Source organism: Pseudomonas sp. GXM4 (genome assembly GCF_008923895.1).
GTDB lineage: Bacteria > Pseudomonadota > Gammaproteobacteria > Pseudomonadales > Pseudomonadaceae > Aquipseudomonas > Aquipseudomonas atacamensis.
In genome coordinates this window covers 24,434-43,828 of record NZ_WBRZ01000001.1, presented here as the reverse complement: position 1 = coordinate 43,828, position 19,395 = coordinate 24,434, and the positions used below count along the sequence as shown (strand labels likewise).

Genomic DNA, 19,395 nt, shown 5'->3' with positions numbered 1-19,395 from the left:
GACCGCTCGCCGGAGAACATCATGACAACCGCTGCCCAACCCCTCGCACATGAAATTGCCCCAGCCACTACGCCGAGCTTCCCCTTCGATCAATGGTATGTCGCGGCCTTGAGCCGGGAACTGAAAGACCAGCCTCTTGGCCGCACCTTACTGAACAAACCGGTGGTGCTTTTTCGCACGGAAGATAACCAGGTCGCCGCGCTGGAAGACCGCTGCTGCCATCGTGCATTGCCTCTGTCCGGCGGCACGGTGGAAGCACGCGGGTTGCGCTGCGGATATCACGGTCTGCTATTCAATGAAGGCGGGAAATGCATCGAAATTCCGGGACAGGACAAGATCCCGAGCAAAGCCAAAGTGCCTGCCTACCCTGTCCGGGAGCAGGATCAGATCATCTGGATCTGGTTTGGCAGCGCTGAGCATCCGCAGCCGACATTCGCGCCACCGGTCTACGACGTGCACAGCAGCGGTAAGTACCTGTTCGACGGTGATGTCTATCACTACGACGCGCCCTATCAACTCATCCACGACAACCTCATGGACCTCAGTCACCTGGGCTATGTCCATCTGCACACCATTGGCGGCAACGCCAGTATTCACATGAACGCGCAGATGAGTGTGGACGGCGACGACTCAATGGTTCGCGTGGTTCGTCACATGCCCGATTCCGTTCCCCCGCCGACCTACACCGCGGCCTACCCGTTCAAAGGAAACATCGACCGCTGGCAGGAGATCGAATTTCACTTCAATCACCTGCGCATCTGGACCGGCGCGATAGACACGGGCACGGACGATCTGAACAACCCGGATCGAGGTGGGTTTCATATGCGCGGCTTTCACGGTGTAACACCGGAAACAGACGCCACAAGCCACTACTTCTGGACCATGGCCACCAACCCTGAACATGATCCCGAGGCCGTCACAGCCAAAGTTCTGCATCAGACGCGATTGACGTTCGACGAAGACAAAGTGGTGATCGAAGCGCAATACCAGAACATGTGCCGGTTCGGTACCCGCCCGATGATTGATATTCACGTCGACGTCGGAGCCAATCGTGCTCGTAGAATCATCGAGCGACTGCGCAATCCGACAAATTGATGGCCGCAACACAGTGGCGGCGGCAAATGCCGTCCACTGTGTTCAAAGCCTCTGCCGCACTAACGCGGCGGAAAAGCTACGCCGACCCGCTCGGCATACTTGAGCCATGCGGCTTTGAGCCGTTCGACCGTCTGCGGTTGAGCCGCCGCCAGGTCATGGGTTTCACCACGATCCTGGGCAACATCAAACAACTGCCATTGCGGCGGCTGCGCATGGTCGCCGAACCCCGCTTGCGGGCGCATGCCCAACAATTTGAGATTGCCCTCACGATAATAAGCATTGCCGAACAACTCTCCGGCCAGACTCTCATCGTCGTGAGGGCTGCCCTTGCCTACAAGCATTGGCAGGATGGATCGGCCGGTGATCGGGTGTTTGTCCGCTTCGCTCGGCAAGGCGATGCCCGCCAAATCAAGGAACGTCGGCGCCAGATCATCCACCCGTGCCAAGCCCCTTTCTACGCCGTGACGACGCAGTGTCTTGGGCAGTTGAATGATCGCCGGCACACTGATTCCGCCTTCGGCCGTGGTGCCCTTGAACAAGTGAAAAGGCGCGGCACTGACTTCCGCCCAACGCAACCCATAGTCGACCTGCGAGCCTCGCTGGCCCAGATTGGCCAGGCTGTTATCGGTGTTCACCCCGGGCGGATAGAACTGCGCATGATTTTCCGCCGCTGCGCCGTTGTCGGACATGAAGACGATCACCGTGTTGTCGTACTGGCCGCTTTGGCGCAGGTAGTCGATAACCCGGCCAATGTTGTGGTCGAGGTTGTCGACCATTGCCGCGTAGATCTCCATTTTCCGCGCTTCGATTTTCTGCTGCTCAGCCGTGAGCTGCTGCCAACCGGGCAGTCTCGGGTTTACGGGCAATGGTTGCGCCGGCTGAAAGTCCTTGTCCACCAGGCCGAGTTTTTTCAGCCGCTCAATGCGCGACGAACGCACCGTGTCGTAGCCCTGGTCGAAGCGGCCGCGGTATTTGTCCAGGTATTCCTTAGGCGCTTGCAACGGCCAGTGCGGTGACGTGTAGGCGGCATAGGCAAAAAACGGTTTGCCCTGGCGTTGGGTGTTTTGCAGGTAGCCAATCAGCTTGTCGGTGTAAAAGTCTGTGGAGTAGAACGTCTCGGGAACCTCTACCGGCTGGCCGTTTTCACGGTAATGCACATGCTCCAAAGGCGTCGGTGCAACGCTGGCGGGTTTGAAGTGCGTCGCCCCGCCTTCCAGCAAGGTGAACGACTGCTCGAAACCGCGTCGGTCCGGGCCTTGATCAGTTTCCAGACCCAGATGCCATTTGCCGACCATCAGCGTGTTGTAGCCGCCCGTTTTGAGCAGCTCGGCAACCGAGTAGGCACGCCCGTTCAGGTAACCCTCATACCCCGGTTTACCCTGTTGAAACGGTTGCAAGGCTTCGGCCATGGTGCCCAGTCCGACCAAGTGATTGTCAGTGCCGGACAGCAACATCGATCGAGTGATGGAACAGGTCGGCGCCGCGTACATGCTGGTGAATTGCACGCCCTGTTGAGCCAGTTCATCCAGCCTGGGGGTGTGAATCTCACCGCCATAGCTGCCCAGATCCGAGTAGCCGAGATCGTCCGCCACGATCAGCAGAATATTCGGTTGGCTGGCCGCCATGGCCACGCCGCCGCCCATTGCCAAGGCGCAAAAAAGTGCCGTCAGCGGTAATCGCGATAGAGCCATCGTTTTTCTCTTATTGTTGTTGAAGGAGTGTCCGGAACTCACTCTTCGAAAATAGCCACCGCACGCACGAAACCTGCAGACGCATGGCGGATCTTGTAAGGAAAGCACGACACCGTGAAGCCGCTCGCTGGCAGGGACTCGAGATTGGCCAGTTTTTCCATTTGCCCGTAGCCGATATCGCGCCCGGCCTTGTGCCCTTCCCAGATGATCGAGGCATCGCCGCTGGCAGCAAAACGCTCACGCGTGTATCTGAACGGCGCGTCCCAGCTCCAGGCATCCGTGCCGACCACGCGCACGCCACGCTCCAGCAGATACATCGTCGCTTCGCGCCCCATGCCAATGCCGGCGTCGAGATAACCCGGCTGACCGAACAGCGCACCGGCGCGAGTGTTGACCAGCACGATATCGAACGGCTGCAACGTGTGCTCGATGCGCGCCAGTTCCGCTTCGACCTCTTCTGCCGTCACCACGTGACCGTCAGGCAAGTGGCGAAAATCCAGTTTGACCCCCGGCTGCAAACACCAGTCAAGCGGCAACTCATCAATGCCAAACGCCGGCTCGCCGCCATCGGTGGTCGAGGCGTAGTGCCACGGCGCATCCATGTGGGTGCCGCTGTGAGTGGTGATCTGCAAACGCTCGGCGGCCCATGATTCATTGCCGGGCATCTGCTCAAGCTGCAACCCCGGGAACATCGCCGCCATCTCGGGCCAGCCTTGCTGGTGATCCATGTAATCGATTTTCGGCAACAGCGGCGGCGGATCCGTGTACGGGTTGTTATCGAGGGTCACCGAAAGGTCGACCAAACGACGTTTACGCTGGATGGGCTGTGACATGAGGCGTGTCTCCGTTCAACGGCAGATGCCGAAAAGGGGCTGGATTGAGGGCGTTGCGAATAAGCGTGGCGACGTTGCCGTCATGGCAGAAACCGGCAGCGCGGGCCTGCGGGGTTTTCAAGGGCGGCATGCGCCCGAACAGGGTTTCGAGCTCAAGATCAGCGGCGAAACTGATCAGCGCACGGCGTTGCTCGCCGTAAGTTGCCGCCAGTGCATCGATGACTTGGGCGATGGACAAATGCAGCACCGGCAGTTGCCAGACCCGCTGTTGCGCGGCGGCTTCATCCAGCTCGGCGGCGTGGATCAGGTTGTTCACGCAACAGCGCGCCGACATCCACCACGCTGTTGCTTGCGGTGATACCGGACAGCAATAGTCAGCGCCCTCGGCAAACGCACGCATCAAGTCGCTCATGAAAGCCGAGCGCAAGCCGTTGGGTTCGCGCGGTCGCGCGACAATGCCCGGCAGGCGCACCGCGCGGCCATCGACTTCAGCGCGCCGACCCAGATCGATCAGCGCCCGCTCGACCATCATCTTGTGTGTGCCGTACGACAGTTGCGGGTGCAGTTCAGCCTGTTCGTTCATCTTTGCCGGCAGATCGGCGCCGTACACCGCAACGCTGCTGGTATACACCAACACCGGAGGTCGCGCCTTGTTGCGCAGTTGATCAAGCAGTTCGAGGCTGGCCAGCAGGTTGACCTGATAACCCGATTCGTAATGCGCCTCCGCTGCTCCGCCGGGAATGCTGACCAAGTGAAACACCACATCAATGCCATCGGCCAGGACACGGCGCATCAACGCTGCATCCGTCACGCTGCCGCTGTGCCGACGCAGGCGCGGGTCGTCGGGCAGGCCTTGGACGTCAGTGTCCAGCACCAGCAACGAACGAATGAGTTGCCCGCGCAAACTGCCGCGTGCGAGCAGACAACGCAGCAGTTCGCGACCGACAAAGCCATTGGCTCCGGTAATCAGTACACGCATGGGCGTTCCTTAGCCGTGGGCCTTGACGACGCGTTGATCGATCGCACCAAACAGTGACTGGCCATCGCTGCCGGTGACGTCCATGCGCACGCGATCACCGAAACGCATGAAGCCTGTCACCGCCGCGCCCTGCTCGATCATCTCAATGGCCCGACGTTCGGCGATGCACGCCGAGCCGACGTTGCGCTCGGCGTTCGACACCGTGCCGGAACCGATCAGCGTGCCGGCGCGCAAGCGACGGGTCAGGGCCGCGTGAGCGATCAGCTCGCCAAAGTGAAAGTTCATTTGCGCGCCGTGCGGCTGGCCAAACCACTCGCCATTCCATTGCACTTGCAGCGGCAAATTCACACGCCCATCACGCCAGGCTTCACCGAGTTCATCCGGGGTAATCGCCAGCGGGGCAAAGCTGGAGGACGGTTTCGCTTGCAGGAAACCGAACCCGGTGCGCATTTCTCGCGGCGCCAGTGCACGCAGGCTGACATCATTGATCTGCAGGATCAGCTTGATGTGCTGCAACGCGTTTTCCGCCGAACACCCCATCGGCACATCATCGACCAGCACGACAAATTCGCCTTCGAAATCGATGCCCTGGCTTTCGCTCGGCAGTTCGATGTCATCGTGTGCGCCGATGAAGTCATCACCGGCGCCCTGGTACATCAACGGCGTGCGGTCGGCGCCTTCAATCGGGTCGAGGTTGAACGCTTTCTGCATCAGTGCGCCGTGACTGAGAAACGCCGAGCCATCGCACCATTGGTAAGCACGCGGCAACGGTGCCATAGCCTGCGCGGGGTCGAAGGCAAAGGCCTCGCGGCAATCGTGGTTTTCAAGCTCACGCGCCAGGGCTTGCAAACGCGGTTCGGCTTCAGCCCAGTTTTCGATGGCTTGCTGTAAGGTCGGCGCTACCGAACGGGCGTCCATAGCCCGGGACATGTCGCGCGAAACCAACACCAACTGGCCGTCACGGCTACCGTTTTTCAAGGTTGCGAGCTTCATGATGTTTCTCCCGGGCAGTTTTGCAATTGCGCGGCGAAACGCCCGTCCAGCAGGATAAAGACCATGCGCGCCATGGCCTCGGTACGGTTGCTCCACGCGTGATTGGTGCCGCGCTGAACCACCACGTCGCCGCGTTTGAGATGGACTTCGGTATCGTCGAGCACCAGCCAGACCTCGCCTTCAGTGACGATGCCGTAATCGAGGGTTTCAGTGCGGTGCATCAGTTTGTGCCGCGAGTTCGCTTGGCGGGTGCCGGCATGCGCCTGGCCAATTTCGGCAAACGCGGCCGCAGCAGCGGCATCGCTGACCTGGTTTTGCACGCTGTCTGGCGGAATGTCGACGACACGAATCACACTGCCCAGCGGGCCGGGGCTCAGCTGTAAGGGTTTGCTGGTTGGATCATCGGCATTGTCGAGCAGTGCCGGACTGCCGCTGCTGTTCCATATCTCATGAAACACCGTGCCAGGCACCGCTTGCAGTGCGAAGACGTTAGCGGTTGCTCCGAAACTGGCGACGACCGCGCGGCCATGGGCATCATGCCCGGTGACCACGCGTTTGAATGGGGGAAGCGCTTGCATGGAATATCCTCGTTCAATGGCCGTTGCCGATGGAGTCGTGCCCGCCGACATGGCTGCGGGTCAACAGTCCACCGAGCCTCGGCACGGACAGACAAAACAGCGCCACAACCAGTTGCAGCCAACCGATCATGGCCAGTGCTTGAGGCAACGCCGTGGAAGCCCCGGAAGTGATGGCGAGTACCACCAGCGGGCTGATGAACTCGCCGGCAAAAATCGCGGCGGTGAAGCACCCCGCCGCTCGCCCACGCTGATCAAAGCCGACTTGCGCCATGATCCAGGTGATCAACGTCGGCAACATCAGACCGATGCCCAGCCCGTTCACCAGGACTGCGACCACTACTTGCGCGTGACTGCCGGCGGCGGCCATCAACAAGCCGCCAATACCGGCCAGGCCGTAGGCAATCAGCAACACATGCTGGCTGCGCAGACCGCTCAACAGGCGAAAACTCAAGGCCCCGGCGAGGACACCGAGTTGATTGGCGCCCATGGTCATGCCGATCTGCTGCGGCGCATCCACGTGCAACAAGTTCAGCAAGTAGCCAGCCTGCACCGGCACGATGAACAGGCTCAGGCCCGCGAGCAGCGACAATGCATACAGGGGCGTCAGTGCCCGCCATGGAAATGCGCGCGGGGCTGACACAGATGCCGTTGCCGCCGATTGCACGCGGGGTTGCGGTTCCCAGAGTTTCCACGCCATCAGCGGCAGGAAAATCAGCCCGACCGCGTACAGCGCAAACGGCGTGCGCCAGTCGTCCTGTCCGAGAAAACCACCCAGCGCGATAAACACCGCAGCAGAGAGCGACGTCGCGACCATCTGCAACGCGAACAAACGCTCGCGTCGGGCGCCGCTGTAGTAGTCGCCCATCAGCGTCGTGCAGCAGGTCATGATCCCCGCCTCCGCCAGACCGATCCCGGCCCGGCTGGCGACAATCGCCGGCAGCGAATCCAGCCACAGCGGCAACACACCGCAGAGCGTGTACAGGGCCATGCTCGCCAACAACAGCGGTTTGCGTCCGAGCCGATCGGCGATGACCCCGGCAAACGGCGCCAGTAGCGCAATCATCAATGCCGGCAGGGTCAGCACGATCGGCACCAGCACGGTGCTGCCCGCGACATCGGCAAAATGTGCCTGCATGCGCGGCAATACCGGTGCAAGCAATACCGCGCCAAGCACGGGCAGACAGCTGCCGAGCAGCAACAGCAACGATTGCGTCAAACCGGCGCGACGGCCGCTGTTTTCCAATGAAGACTCAACGGCCATGACAGGTCTCCCGGTGGCGCGCTTGGTGAATATCTACCGCCACGGCCCGCGACGGCAGGCTCAGATTGATGGCCTCCGCCGGCGTTTCTGCGTCGGTGTTCGTCCGCCGTGCAGGGAGCAGGAAGTACGCCAGCGCTGGCAACAGCAGCAGCGCGCCGACCATGTTCCAGACGAACATGAACGCCAGCAGCACGCCCATGTCAGCCTGGAACTTGATTGGCGAGAAAATCCACGTGGCCACGCCAATCGCGAGTGTGATGCCAGTGAGCATCACCACTTTGCCGGTGGACACCAGGGCGCGGTAATAGGCTTCTGACAGGCTCGCGCCCTGGCGCAAATGACCGAGCAGGATGCTCATCACGTACAACGCATAGTCGACGCCAATGCCAACACCCAACGCGATCACCGGCAACGTCGCGACCTTCACGCCGATGTTCAGCCAGACCATCAACGCTTCGCAGAGGATCGAGGTGACCATCAGTGGAATCACCGCGCACAGCGTGGCGCGCCACGAACGGAAGGTGATCAGGCACAGGACGATCACCGCCCCGTAGACCCAGAACAGCATCTCGCGATTGGCTTGTTTGACTACGATATTGGTCGCCGCTTCGATGCCGGCATTGCCCGCTGCCAGGAGAAACTGCACATCATCGTTGTTATTGGCGGCGGCGAATTGCTCGACGTGCTCGACCAGCCGCGTCAGCGTTTCAGCCTTGTGGTCGGTGAGATAGGCGTACAGCGTCAGCAGGCTGCAATCCTCGTTGTACAAGCCGCGTGGCGCACTGGCGGTGATCATGTTGAGCATCGCCTGATTGTTCTGCAGCTCGTACCACTTGGCGCTGCCTTCGCTGAGGCCAACCAGCATGCGCCGGTTGAGCAAGGCCAGCGAGTTGGTCGAATCCACCCCCGGCAGCGCGCGCAGTTGCCAGTCCAGTGCATCGACCTTGGCGAGGATGTCGTAACGCGCACATTGCCCGGCCGGGGTCTTGACCATCACTGCGAACAAATCACTGCTGGCGCCGTAATGCCGGGTCAGAAACGCATCGTCCTGGTTGTAGCGTGAGTCGGCCCGCAGCTCCGGTGCGCCGGCATCCAGATCACCGATCTTCAATTGCAGGCTGACCACAAAGCCCAATGTCGCCAGCGCCAGGCTGATGGCAAGGCACAGGCTGGCCCAGCGACGTTGGGTAAACAGATCGAGAAAACGCCAGAAGCCATGACGCCGCGCGCCGGCCTGATCGTTCTGCTCGCTTTTGAGGCTCAGTTGCGCCGCGCGCGGCGTTACGCCGACATAGGACAGCAACACCGGCAGCAGAATGAGGTTGGTGAAAGTCAACACCGCTACACCGATGCTGGCGATCACCGCCAGATCCTGAATCACCTGGATCTTGATCAGCATCAGCACGGCAAAACCCACTGCGTCGCACAACAATGCCGTCAGCCCGGCCAGGAACAGCCGGCGAAAGGTGAAACGTGCGGCAACGACCCGGTGCATGCCGCGACCGATGTCCTGCATGATGCCGTTCATTTTCTGCGCGCCGTGGCTCATGCCGATGGCGAACACCAGAAACGGCACCAGTACCGAATACGGATCCAGCTGATAGTCGAGCAACGGCAACAGACCCAGCTGCCAGACCACCGCTACCAATGAGCAGAACACCACCAGCACGGTGCTGCGCAGGCAGCGTGTGTACCAGAACAGCACAGCGGTGGTGATCAGGATCGCGACGGCGAAAAACAACAGGATCTGCTTGAGCCCGGCAATCAGGTCGCCGACCTTTTTCGCGAAACCGGTGATGTGAATGTCGATCCTGTCGTTCTGGTACTCGCTGCGCAACGCCTCCAGTTGCTCCGACAGCACCGAGTAATTCAGCGCCTGGCCGTCAGCAGTCGTTGCCAGCAACGGCACATAAATGGTGCTCGAGGTTTGATCGAACGCCACCAGTTGGCCAAGTTCGTTGGAGCGCTGCACGTTGCGGCGCAAGGCCTCGAGACTGGCCGGGGTGCCAGCGTAATCGTCCGGGATCACCGGGCCGCCATCCAGGCCGTCTTCAGTCACTGCGACCCAACGCGTTGCCGGCGTCCACAGCGACTTCATGTAGGCACGGTCGACGCCGGGCAGCAGGTAAAGCTTGTCGCTCAAGGCCTGCAAGGTTTTCAGATAGTCAGCGTCATAGATATCGCCCTGGCGATTGGCGACGACAATGCGCAAGGAGTTGCCCAGACCGCTGAGCTGCTTTTGATGTTGCAGATAATTGGCGATGTAGGGTTGTTGCGTGGGAATCATCTTTTCGAAACTGGCGTTCAGCTCGACGCGCGTGGCCTGATAGCCCAAGAAGAGCGTGGTCACCAGGCACACCAGCAACACCCACAACCGGTGATTGAACAAAGTGCGTTCCACGACCGAGCCGGAGCGCGGGTCGAAACTCGCCAGGCTGGCCGTGGCGTTGTCGAATGGTTTCATAACCTCACTCCGAAGCTGTAGCAGTGGGCGATGCAAGCCGCGTCAACCCGGTGAAACCGGCCAGCACCAGGCTGCCATCGGCGGCCTGCACGACACTGGCAATCGGTTTGCCCAGCGGTTTGCCGAAAGGCTGCAGGGTGGGTGCATCACCCGAGGTGCGAAACATTGCGCCCGCCTGATTGACCAACAACAGCTGGCCGTCGGCGGTGCGAATCGCTTCACTGAAGGACACCGGCATCGGTACGGGCGCGGGCACGAAGCTGTTGCCGCCGTCGGTGGAAATGAACGCGTTGCCTTTCAGTCCTGCCGCCAGCAGCGTGCCGTCATCGCGCACTTGCAGGGCGAAGAAGCTGCCGCTGTACGGGCTGTCGAGCGCGACGAAAGATTGTCCGCCGTCCTCGGAACGCGCCACATAGCCTTGCTCGCCGGCGATGAACCAACGCTCGCCTTGTTGCGCGATGGCATACAGGTGCGCGCCCATCGGATTGTCGATATGGCCCATTAGCGACTGCCAGCTCACGCCGCCGTCCTCGGTGGTAAACGCGAGGCCGTAGGCGCCGACGATCAGGCCGTGACGCGCATCGGTGAACTTGAGACTCAGAAACGGTTTGTCCGCGCCTTCGCTGACCATCCGTTCGGCGGTTTGCACACGTGCCGCCGCTGCATCGGGGTCAGTGGCTGTCGGCAGTTGCTCTTGTGCAGCGTCCAACTCCAGTTGCGCAGCGCGGTTACCGTCCAGCTGCAACGCCCAGTTTTCGCCACCGTCGTGGGAGACCAGCACCGCACCGGCATGGCCGACCGCCCAGCCCGTGTTCGCATCGACAAATTGCACCGCCGTAAGGCTGACGGACACCGGCACCTGCGCCTGCCGCCAATTGATACCGTTGTCATCGGAGAGCAAGACGATGCCGCGTTCGCCGACCGCCACCAACCGCGCACCTGCCCGCGCCAGATCAAGCAAGACCGCTTGCCGGGCCTGCGGCGCGCGCATCGCCGGGGTGTGCAATACATCACCGACGGCGGCAGCCTGAGCCTGGCTCATGGGTAATACGCAAGGCAACGCCAGCAGCGCTAACAACCGCCCGAGCACCTGACAGATTCTGTTCATACCGACCTCGAAACCACCTGTGAAACCGGATCGCCACAGCGTGCGGTGATCCGGCCCGATTCAACGAACCCCGGCACCCGCCATCGCCGCCGGCGAGAATTCAGACGCTTTGTAGCGATCGACCACGCCGTACTGCTCAGGCAGGCCGGTGTAGACGTTCTGGATAAACCAGGCGCCGGAGGTCAGGTCGTAGAAACCCGAAGACAGCTGCGCCTGCGCTGGCAGATCCGGCAGCACGGCGGGCAGCGACCACAAGGTTTTGGCAAGTTGGCCGTTGGCGTCCCAGCGATCGCCGAGCATGGCTTGCCAGGTATCTTCGTCGAGGTAGTAGCGGCCCTTCGGCAGTTGGTGACGTTTGCCCGGCGCGAGTTCGGCGTCTACCACCCACACGCGATGCAATTCCCAGCGCACGTAATCAGGATTCATGTGATGGGCCAGAAACAGGTCTTCCGGTTTGCCGGCGGTCAGGACTTTGTTGGTGTTGTAGGGGATATACATTTCCTGCTTGCCGACCAGTTTCCAGTCGAAGCGATCGATGCGCCCCTGGAACACGCTCAACTCGTCGAACGACATCACCCCGGCGGTTGCCGGCGTCGGTGTGTCACAGCAGGCATTCGGCAACTTGCGCACGCGGCGCTGGCCGGTCAGATAAACGTGAGCCTGGGACTTGTCGCCGTTGATATTGGTGCGCCCCATGATTTGCTCACCGGCACGCAACGGCGGGCCGACGTTAAGCAGGCGGAACAGCCAGTAATCACCGGCGAAGCTTTCCGGCGTGCCGTCCTGGTAGTAATACGGCATGTCCTGGATCGCCTGGCCGTCGGTGGTCATTACCTGTTTGCCGTCTGCGGTCATCAGGTAATGGCGAAAGTGCATGGCCAATGACGTGCCGCGCCAGTTGAGGATGTGGTTCCACATGGCTTCGGCGCCGTTATGCGGGATCGGAAATGGAATACCGCCAAACGCACCTTCGGGCACCGGTCCGGCGCTGCTGTCGACCAGCTTGGCGCGGGTGGCATTTTTCAGGGTGTTGTCATACACCCATTGCGGCGCGGCGGCCGAGCGACGAGTCGGATAGACGTCGATGCGATAGGTGTCGGGAAAACGCTTGAACATTTCCTTGGTGCCATCGCTGAGCTTGCCAGCGTATTGCGCCAGGTTTTTCGAGGTGATGCTGAACAGCGGCTTGTCGGCCGCAAACGGATCGCTGCGTTTGCCGCCCGGTTTGTACGCGGGGTCGACCTTGGTGTAACCGCCCTGCCAGGCTGGAATGCTGCCGTCGGCATTGCCTGCGCGCTCGGCACCCATTGGCGTGAGACTGCTCGACAGTTTGGCCGCCTCTTCTGCGGTGGCCGCAGTTGCAACCTGACTCAGGACGGTCAGCGTTCCGAGCAAGGCAAAGCACAGAGCCTTCAGCCGTGGGCAGCGATTGTGGTGGTGAGAAGTCATGCGCAAGTCCTCTTAAAACGTGGTCTTGACGGAGAAGGCGAGGTAATCCCGATCCTTCAGCGATTGCTTGTAATTGAACTGGCTGAGGCCGTTGAGATTGGTGTCCTCGGCGCCGTAGTAATGCGTGTAGGTCAGGCCGGCCGTGACGCGATCGAGGTAAGTGGCGGTGATGCCAATGTTGATGTCGCCACCGTTGTCCGGGCCGAACGAACTGACCACCGCTGATTTGCCCAACGGGAAATAACTGACGCCAACGGGAATGCTGATATCGATGCCGGAGAAAAACTGGCGATAGGTCGGCGTATAGACGACTTTGAAACCCAGGCCATCATCGGTGGCGTTCGGGTCCAGCGCGGCGCGATTTTTGGTGACGCTGAGCAGGCGGTTCCACGCCACTTCGCCAACCAGTCCGGACTCGCGGGCGATGAAGTTGGGGCCAAACGAAGCCAACACGTTCAAGTTGACGTGAGCGGTGCGACCCACGGCGTAGAGCGCGTCATCATCGTTGTCGGCAATGACGCCGGGCAGCACGGTCTGACCGTTCGAAACCAGCGGCATGTTCCAGCGCATCGACGCTTCACCGGCGAAGCTGTATTCGTCCACGGTGGTGGAAAAACTCGCGCCCAGCGCTCGAATATCTTCGGGGTAAACCCAGTAGTACTCGCCGATCTGGCCGGTGCTGAAGTTCGGCGCCGCCGTCGACGGTTTCAGATACAGCTTCGGCGTCTTGTCGTGGTACTGGATGGCGTAGAGGCCGTACTCGACGGCCTCAGCGCTGTATTTCAGTTGCAGACCGCCCTGCCCCGAACTGCGCGCTTCCTTGTCATTACCGTGGAAAAACGCCGCGGGACTCGCCGGGTTGCCGCCAAGGAATGCCGGGAACGGCGCTCCGACGATCAAGCGCTCATTGCCTTCGCCAATGGTGTCGCTGGTGGAGAAATAACTGCCAGCGGCAGGCAGGCGGGTTTCTTCCCATTCGAGTTGGTAGTACGCGCCGAGCGAGACGTCGTCAGTCAGCTGGAAGGTGCCCGACAGTTGATTGACCGGACGGGTGATTTCCTTGAACTGCGTGTTCGGCACCGACTGCGCCTTGACCACGTCCACCGGGGCCATGCCACCGGCAATGCCGTTGGCGCCGAAGAACAGGCTCTCGCCCCAGATCAGACCATGACGGCCGGCACGCACCGACGTTGCGCGGTCGGCCAGTTCACCGTTCCAGTAGACGAACGCGTCGAGGATTTCGCCGTCACCTCCGTGCAAATGACGGGTGTCGTCGGTGAACTCGTCGTAGCCCACCGAACGTGCGTTGGCGCGAGACGGATCGTTATTGTCGTTGTTGCCCTGGTACTCGCTGTCGTACCACGCTGCGCCGCTCAAACGTGCGCCGAAATCCTGAAACGACAGATCCAGCTCCGAGAGGATGTCGGTGCGATTGGAGATCAGGCCCTTTTTAAAGGCACGATCGCCATCGTCCTGATTGAGCGCCACCTGACCCTCGGTCAACTTGCTGCTCGGATTCTGCGTGCGCCAGGCAGCGCTGTACTTGATCGTGTTGTCCCAGCGCAGCTTGAAATCCGGGTTGCCGGTATCGATGTCGAAAGCGTGAGCGGCCTGGCTGCACAGCACCAGCAGCGCAGCAACGCTCAAACCAAAGGGTGCAGACGAGCAGACCGGGCGACGCGCGAGCGCCGCAGTCGTAGAACTAACCATCGCGTTAACCTCTTGTTTTTATAGTGGTAACTGCTGTGGATGCGTTGCAGATGGGCTTAGATTGGCTCGGCAGTGCGCGCGAGCATTTGCTTGACCAGACCAATGCGATCGAAGGCGCGGTCGTGCTGCATTTCCTTGTCGCCGGCCAGCACCGAGCTTTCGCTGATGTATTTGCAACGTTCGAAGCGCCGCGCCATGAAGCGCTGCAGCTGCTGTTCGACGCTGGTGGAGGCGGACTGCTCGCGGGTCAGTTCTTCGCTGAGCACAATCGCGTCTTCGATGGCCATGCCGGCGCCTTGACCGAGGTGCGGCGTGGTGGCATGGGCCGCATCGCCGATCAGCAGGACGCGTCCGCGATGCCACGGCTCATCGACGAACACCACTTCCATCGGCTTGTAGACGACCTGGCTGTTGTCGGTGATTTGCTCGCGCAGTTCGCCGATCAGCCCGGTAAAGCCTTGCAGGCGCTGGCGCATCTGCGCAGCCAGCTCGGCAGGATCCATCCACGGATTGGACGGTTCGTGGGACGTCAGAAACAGGTACATCAGATTACCGGCCAGCGGCACCAGCCCGGCGTTGCCGTCAGCGCTTTGATAGTTGGCCAGATGATCGATTTGTGGCGCGCGGGGAAAGTTGTAACGCCATACCGACTGGCCAGTGAAACGCGGGGTGTAGGCATCGCCAAAGACCAGGCTGCGCACTTTCGAGAACAGACCATCGGCGCCGACCACCAGGTCGTAGCTGCCTTGACTGCCGTCGGTAAACAACACGTCGACCTCTGTGCCGTCGTCGTTCAGCGTTTCCACACTCAGGCCCAAACGCACGTTGGCACCGAGTTGCAGGGCGGTTTCGCTGAGGACTTTGTGCAGCGCCAGGCGAGAAATACCGACGTTGGCGGGGTATTGCGGGCCGGCGAGGCGTTGACCCGGAATACGCGCCAGTTGCTGTCCGCCGGGGCCGTAGATGGCGACGTCTTCGAAGGCATAAGCGGCATCGAGATAGCCGTCGAGAACGCCCAGCTTGGCCATTTCTCGGACGACGTTGCTCTGTTGAATAATCCCGACGCCGTAGACTGTCCATTCGGACTTGAGCTCGATCAGATCGACCTCGATACCTTTACGCCGCAAGGCGATGGCCGCACACAAGCCGCCGATACCACCGCCCACGATCAGAACGTTGTTCACTGCACTCATGGTGTTCTCTCTTTTTATTCTTGTGATCGATGCTGCGTCGGGCACGGCATCGTTGGGTGAAGCTTCCCGGCAAAGCAGGGATTTGACTAATCGCGAGTAAGGATGCGATGTATCGCCGTACGCGATACCTCGATTTATCCCGGCAGCGGCACCTCTTCAGGCATTTGCACCAGCAGCCAGCCGTCCTTCTCGCAACTCGGCAGCGCTTCCAGCGTCTGGCCCAGGCACGGGCCGTAGATGCACTCGCCCGTCGCCGGCAGAAATTGCGCACCGTGGGCGTAGCAGACGATCAACTGGCCATCGGCGGACATGAAGCGGTCCTTGCGATACTCCAGGCGCACGTCCAGATGCGGACAACGGTTGCGATAGACCCGCACCTGATTGTCATGACGCAAGGCAAACACGCTGTCGCGTCCCTGCGCCAACGGATCGAATCCGCGCGCCCGGCCCTCCTCCAGTTCGTCCAGCCGACACAATGGCTGCGCGATACCGCTCATGATCAGCGCGGCCTCAACCGAGTTTTGGCGGTGGTCCGCCCGGGGCCCATTTTTCTTTGGCGCTGAACAGGAACAGCTGCGAATTATCCGCCGACAGCGGCGCGCGACGGGCCTCCCAGGCGTCATCATGCTTGTCCATGTCGGCGTCGTATTCGATGTGGCAGCCCAGCGGACTGTTGAAGTACCAGAACCAGTTGGAGCCAAACAGGTGACGGCCCGGGCCCCAGAAACTGGTCCAGCCCTTTTGCTCGAATCGCGTCCCGGCCAGCAGCACTTCGGTGCCACTGCCCATGTGGAAGGTGAAGTGTTCGCAGCCCTTCATGTGCGGCGGGGTCTGGATCATGAACAGGCAATGGTGATCATCAGAGCCTGCCGGACGCATGAACGGCCCGGCGCCAATGAAGGTGTCTGTGGTGCGAAAGCCGAGGCGCTCGGCGTAGAAAGCTTCTGCTTTGGCTGCGTCGGGTACGAAATACACCACGTGCGACAAAGTGCGCGGAACAGCCCCCATATCGAGGGTAATGCCCGGCTGGTTGAGCGGCCGCTGTGGCGCATGGCCGGCGGCGTTGGTCAGGTCTTCCGGTGCGCTGTACGGCTTGCGTACGCTAACCTGAAACGCGATCGCGAAACCCATGTCGTCAACGCTGTGCAGCACGCCGTGTTGATCACGACTGACACTACGATCACGGGCCAGCTCATCTTCGATCGCATCCAGATCGCTGATCGCGCCGACCCCGTAGACCGTCTCGCGAATCGACGGCGCCGGGCCGATTGCCGCCGGCAAGTCAGGATCGTCGGCTCGACGGATAATCACGGCGGTGCCGTCCAGCGCTTCGAAACGCCCGCCGTTGCTGTCAACGCCGACGGGCGCAAGGCCGTAGTCGCGCAGGCAATCGGTGCAGGCTTGAATGTCATCGACGCCAAAAATCAGGGCATCAAGGCCAATGATGTTCATGGCTTACCACTCCATTGAAATTATGATCCGGTGACTGCCGCCATGGACGCCTTGCAGCGCGCCGGGCCTGACTGGAAACCGGTGGTGGTGTCGGCAGCAGGGCCGACTGCGGCGAAGATTGGCGCAAGGGCTGGCAGCTGACTAATCGCGAGTCGGGATGCGACCTATCGGCAAACGCGATACCTGCGACGAAGGTTGACGCGCCGATGGATTCGTTCGAATGTATTGCGAAAATAAATACAAGAACGGACCTGCCCATGCGTTTCAACCATCTGGATCTGAACCTGCTGGTCGCGCTCGATGTATTGCTCGAAGAGCAGAACATCACCCGCGCTGCCGAACGCCTGCACATGACCCAATCGGCCACCAGCGGCGTGCTCGCGCGTTTGCGCACCTACTTTGAGGATGAGTTGCTGGTTCAGGTGGGGCGCAAGATGCAGCCCACGCCCTACGCCACGGAACTGGCCAAACCGGTGCGTGAAGTCCTTTTGACGATTCAGTCCTCGATTACCGCCAAACCGGTGTTCGACCCGGCCACCAGCAAGCGACATTTTCGCTTGGTGACCTCGGACTATCTGATCAGCGTGCTGTTCGCCCAGGTGATCCAGAACATTCATCAGCAAGCGCCCAACATAACCTTCGAAATGCTTGGCCCCAGCGACAATTCCGGTGAGTTGCTGGTGCGTGGCGAGGTCGATCTGATGATTGTTCCCGAGCGCTACATCATTGACGGCCACCCTTCGCGCCTGCTGTTCGAGGAAGAACATGTGTGCGTGGTGTGGCAAGGCAATACGCAAGTCGGCGACACCCTGACCCTTGAGCAATACATGGAGATGGGCCATGTCTCCGTGGGCTTCGGCCGTACCCGGCATATGAGCATCGAAGAATGGTTCATGAATCAATACGGCTTCAATCGGCGCATTGAAGTGATCACCAGCGACTTCAATACCTTGCCGCAACTGATTGTCGGCACGCAGCGCATCGCCACGATGCACCAGCGTCTGGCGAACCTCTACGCGCACTATCTGCCACTGCGCATCCTGCCACCGCCGGTGAAAATTCCGGTCATGCGCGAGTACATGTTGTGGCACCGCAGCGTTGACGGCGACCCGATGCACCGCTGGCTGCGCGAACGCATCAGCGAATCCATCCAGCACCTGCAACACGTGCCCATCGTATCTCGCGATACCTCGTATCCGCCGTCACGATTGGCCAATTAGTCGGGTGATCCTTAACGTGCCTTGGAAATGCCAAGGCAACCATAAGGACAACAATAATCATGTTTCGCTATTTCCCGACCAACTACGTTTGGAATCTCTCTGTCGACCTGGCCATTGAAATGGGCGCCCGCATGGGCGAAATCGAAGAGATGTGCGCCCCGCTGCAAGAGGCGGCCAAGCAGCCGGACGCGGCCGGCACCCGCGCCTTTCGCGAAACCTGGGCGAAAATGGCTGACAAGCTCTGCGGTCTGGCCGAAGAAGACGAAGGCAACGGCCGGATGCTCTCAGCTGGCGAAAAATACAACCGCGCCGCCACCTATTATCTGACCTGCGAGCGCCTGCAAGCGCACGGCGCGCCGGGCCGTACCGAGCTCTATCAACGCTTCCTGCAAACCTTCAAGCGCGGCATCGAACTGTCGCGTGAAAACTGTGAGCGGGTAGAAATCCCCTACGAGGGCAAACATCTTTCCGGCTTGCTCGTGCGCGCCGAAGGCGTCGAGGGGCCTGCGCCGATACTGGTGCAAGTCAACGGTCTGGACTCGACCAAAGAAATGAAATACCGCGTGGGTCTGCCAGCCTGGCTGGCGAAACGCGGCATCTCTTCGCTGATCATCGACCAGCCAGGCACTGGCGAAGCGCTGCGCCTGCATGGCCTGACCGCACGATTCGACAGTGAACACTGGGCCAGTCGCGTGGTGGATTGGCTGGAAACCCGAAGCGACGTCGATGCCACTCGCATTGGGCTCGAAGGTGTCTCGTTGGGCGGCTATTACTGCCCGCGTGCGGTTGCCTTCGAACCACGCTTCGCCTGCGGTGTTGTATGGGGCGCCAATCACGACTGGCGTGATGTGCAAAAGCGTCGACTGGAAAAAGAAGGCAGCTTCCCGGTGCCGCACTACTGGGCGCATGTCTGCTGGGTATGGGGCGCCAAGGACGTCGAAGAGTTCATGACCATCGCCGAAAACGTCCACCTCGACGGCGTGCTCGACCGGATCAAGGTGCCGTTCCTCGTGACCCACGGCGAGCAGGATTCGCAGATTCCGTTGAAGTGGGCGCATCGCACCTACGAACAACTGGTCAACAGTCCGAAATGCGAACTAAAAGTCTTCACCGAACGTGAAGGGGGGGTGCAGCATTCGAGCTTCGACAACAGCATCAATGCCGGGCAATACATTGCCGACTGGGTTGCTGAAACCCTCGGTGGTCGCACCGCTTGATCTACTGAAAGATACGCACAAAAAAACGCCGGACAATCCCACGATTGTCCGGCGTTTTCGTTGGTGGCTTCAGCCCGGCGCAGCTATTGACGCGATCAATGCGCAGCCATCGATGCAATCTGCTGGTCGTCCCCTCGCCTGCTCTCTAGCCT

General features: G+C 60.7%; 16 protein-coding genes. 3 read left to right on the top strand and 13 right to left on the bottom strand.

The window, feature by feature from the left end; all coding sequences use genetic code 11:
- The first annotated feature begins 21 nt into the window (after window positions 1-21).
- Window positions 22-1,095: an aromatic ring-hydroxylating dioxygenase subunit alpha gene (locus F8N49_RS00195; protein WP_151550550.1), complete on the top strand. Its 1,074-nt coding sequence runs from the start codon at window positions 22-24 to the stop codon at window positions 1,093-1,095.
- Between the two features lie 59 nt (window positions 1,096-1,154).
- Here the strand turns inward: F8N49_RS00195 and F8N49_RS00190 are convergent, their stop codons facing one another.
- The 13 genes from F8N49_RS00190 to F8N49_RS00130 form a co-directional block, all read right to left on the bottom strand.
- Window positions 1,155-2,786: an arylsulfatase gene (locus F8N49_RS00190; protein ID WP_151550549.1), complete on the bottom strand. Its 1,632-nt coding sequence runs from the start codon at window positions 2,784-2,786 to the stop codon at window positions 1,155-1,157.
- 38 nt (window positions 2,787-2,824) lie between these two features.
- Window positions 2,825-3,619 (bottom strand): cyclase family protein, encoded by a 795-nt coding sequence (locus tag F8N49_RS00185; RefSeq protein ID WP_151550547.1) that lies wholly within the window; start codon window positions 3,617-3,619, stop codon window positions 2,825-2,827.
- Entirely contained in the window at window positions 3,597-4,598 is a 1,002-nt protein-coding gene (locus F8N49_RS00180; protein WP_151550545.1) for an NAD-dependent epimerase/dehydratase family protein, read from the bottom strand. The genes F8N49_RS00185 and F8N49_RS00180 overlap by 23 nt, the downstream gene beginning before the upstream one ends.
- A gap of 9 nt (window positions 4,599-4,607) precedes the next feature.
- The gene (locus F8N49_RS00175; RefSeq protein ID WP_122750417.1) at window positions 4,608-5,591 is read right to left on the bottom strand and encodes a fumarylacetoacetate hydrolase family protein; all 984 of its coding nucleotides are present in this window, start codon (window positions 5,589-5,591) and stop codon (window positions 4,608-4,610) included.
- Window positions 5,588-6,169, bottom strand: coding sequence for a cupin domain-containing protein (locus F8N49_RS00170; protein ID WP_151550544.1), 582 nt, complete (start codon window positions 6,167-6,169; stop codon window positions 5,588-5,590). Before F8N49_RS00170 ends, F8N49_RS00175 begins: the two co-directional genes overlap by 4 nt.
- A 13-nt stretch (window positions 6,170-6,182) precedes the next feature.
- Window positions 6,183-7,430: an MFS transporter gene (locus F8N49_RS00165; RefSeq protein WP_122750419.1), complete on the bottom strand. Its 1,248-nt coding sequence runs from the start codon at window positions 7,428-7,430 to the stop codon at window positions 6,183-6,185.
- On the bottom strand, window positions 7,420-9,894 hold the full coding sequence (locus F8N49_RS00160) for an RND family transporter (protein WP_151550542.1): 2,475 nt from the start codon (window positions 9,892-9,894) through the stop codon (window positions 7,420-7,422). Before F8N49_RS00160 ends, F8N49_RS00165 begins: the two co-directional genes overlap by 11 nt.
- A 4-nt stretch (window positions 9,895-9,898) precedes the next feature.
- The gene (locus F8N49_RS00155) at window positions 9,899-11,002 is read right to left on the bottom strand and encodes a YCF48-related protein (protein WP_151550541.1); all 1,104 of its coding nucleotides are present in this window, start codon (window positions 11,000-11,002) and stop codon (window positions 9,899-9,901) included.
- Window positions 11,003-11,062: 60 nt separating this feature from the next.
- On the bottom strand, window positions 11,063-12,451 hold the full coding sequence (locus tag F8N49_RS00150) for a DUF1329 domain-containing protein (RefSeq protein WP_151550539.1): 1,389 nt from the start codon (window positions 12,449-12,451) through the stop codon (window positions 11,063-11,065).
- A 12-nt stretch (window positions 12,452-12,463) separates the two neighbouring features.
- Window positions 12,464-14,161: a DUF1302 domain-containing protein gene (locus F8N49_RS00145; RefSeq protein WP_122746192.1), complete on the bottom strand. Its 1,698-nt coding sequence runs from the start codon at window positions 14,159-14,161 to the stop codon at window positions 12,464-12,466.
- Window positions 14,162-14,217: 56 nt separating this feature from the next.
- Window positions 14,218-15,354, bottom strand: coding sequence for an FAD-dependent oxidoreductase (locus tag F8N49_RS00140; protein ID WP_151550537.1), 1,137 nt, complete (start codon window positions 15,352-15,354; stop codon window positions 14,218-14,220).
- Window positions 15,355-15,488: 134 nt separating this feature from the next.
- Window positions 15,489-15,851: a Rieske (2Fe-2S) protein gene (locus tag F8N49_RS00135; RefSeq protein ID WP_151550536.1), complete on the bottom strand. Its 363-nt coding sequence runs from the start codon at window positions 15,849-15,851 to the stop codon at window positions 15,489-15,491.
- A gap of 13 nt (window positions 15,852-15,864) precedes the next feature.
- Complete coding sequence (locus tag F8N49_RS00130; RefSeq protein WP_151550534.1) at window positions 15,865-16,806, bottom strand: VOC family protein; 942 nt, start codon at window positions 16,804-16,806, stop codon at window positions 15,865-15,867.
- Between the two features lie 257 nt (window positions 16,807-17,063).
- On the opposite strand from F8N49_RS00130, the gene F8N49_RS00125 reads away from it, so the two are divergent.
- Both F8N49_RS00125 and F8N49_RS00120 read left to right on the top strand, forming a co-directional pair.
- Window positions 17,064-18,026 (top strand): LysR family transcriptional regulator, encoded by a 963-nt coding sequence (locus F8N49_RS00125; RefSeq protein WP_122507406.1) that lies wholly within the window; start codon window positions 17,064-17,066, stop codon window positions 18,024-18,026.
- Between the two features lie 59 nt (window positions 18,027-18,085).
- Window positions 18,086-19,243, top strand: coding sequence for a S9 family peptidase (locus F8N49_RS00120; RefSeq protein WP_151550532.1), 1,158 nt, complete (start codon window positions 18,086-18,088; stop codon window positions 19,241-19,243).
- Window positions 19,244-19,395 lie beyond the last annotated feature (152 nt).